Consider the following 1488-nt stretch of genomic DNA (forward strand, 5'->3'; position numbering starts at 1 on the left):
CAGGTCAAGATCCGCGGCCATCGCGTCGAGCTGGGCGAGATCGAGGCGCGGCTGTGCGCGCTGGCGGGCGTGCGCGAAGCGGCGGTGACGCTGCACGAGCCGACCGGCAGTGAAGCGCTGCTGGCGGCGTACCTGGTCGCTGACGGCGAAATCGGCGACGAAGCCGAATGGGTGCTGGAGTGCAAGCGCCAACTGGCGCGCGAGCTGACCGGCTACATGATGCCGTCGGCGTTCGTGGTGCTGGATCGTTTGCCGATGACGCCCAACGGCAAGATCGACCGCAATGCCTTGCCGGCGCCGGAGTCGCGGCATTTCTATCGTCAGAGCCACGTCGCGGCGGAAACCGAACTGGAAATGCGGGTGGAAGCGCTGTGGCGCAGCCTGCTCGGCCGCGAAGGGATCAGCGTCACGGTCGGCTTCTTCGAGGCCGGCGGTCACTCGTTGTTGGCCACGCGTCTGGTCTCTGGCATCCGCGACGAGTTCGAAGTCGAAGTGTCGCTGCGCGAGGTCTTCGAGCATCGCAGCATCCGCGAGCAGGCCGCGTTGATCGCCACCAAGCCGGCGGCGTCTGCGGCGCGCGTGCGCGCAGTCGAGCGGCCGGAAAAGCTGCCGCTGTCGTACGCGCAGAAGCGGATCTGGTTCGTCGCCGGCGACGGTCGCGCCGATTCCAGCTACAACATCGCGCTCGGCCTGTCGCTGACGGGGTGGCTGGATCGCGCCGCGTTGACGCGGGCTGTGGGCGATCTGTTCGCGCGCCACGAAATTCTCAGGACGACGTATCACGCCGATGCCGACGGGCTGTGGCAGCGGATACAGCCCGATGCCGTCGCGTCGATTTCGCAAGTCGACTGGCCCGGGCTGGATCCGTCGCAGCGATCCGCTGAGCTGGATCGTGCGCTCGCCGAAGAAGGCGCCAAGCCCTTCGATCTGAGCCGCGACCCGATGCTACGCGCGACGCTGATCGCGCTGGGCGACGAAGAGCACGTGCTGATCCTGACCCTGCATCACATCGCCGCCGATGGCTGGTCGATGGACGTACTGGTCGAAGAGTTCGGTGTTCTGTACTCGGCTCACAGCCAAGGCCAGCCCGCGTCGCTGCCGGCGCTGCCAGTGCAATACGCCGACTACGCGCTGTGGCAACAGGCGCAGGTCAAGACGCTGGCCGACGGCCTCGACTATTGGTCGCAACAACTGGCCGCGGCGCCGGAACTGACCACGCTGCCGAGCGATCGCCCGCGTCCGGCGCAGATGTCGGCGCAGGGGGCGAACCATCGCAGCGAGTTGCCGGCGGAACTGATGCAGCGCACGCGCGCGTTCTGCCAGGCCCGCGATGTCACCCCGTTCATGCTGCTGGAGTCGGTGCTGGCACTGCTGGTTGGCCGCTACGGCGATCAGCGCGACGTGGTGATCGGAACGCCGGTCGCCGGTCGTCTGCAGCGCGAAGTCGAGCCGCTGGTCGGTTGCTTCGTCAACAACCTCGCGCTGCGC

At 67.7% G+C, this 1488-nt stretch carries 1 protein-coding gene; it reads left to right on the forward strand.

Translation table 11 applies throughout. The annotated features are described in order from the left end of the window. Nucleotides 1–1488 (forward strand): condensation domain-containing protein (locus tag BLU84_RS25140; RefSeq protein ID WP_233431223.1); only part of this gene is annotated, 1488 nt, incomplete at both ends.

The sequence above is a fragment of the Lysobacter enzymogenes genome (assembly GCF_900106525.1).
Lineage (GTDB): Bacteria > Pseudomonadota > Gammaproteobacteria > Xanthomonadales > Xanthomonadaceae > Lysobacter > Lysobacter enzymogenes.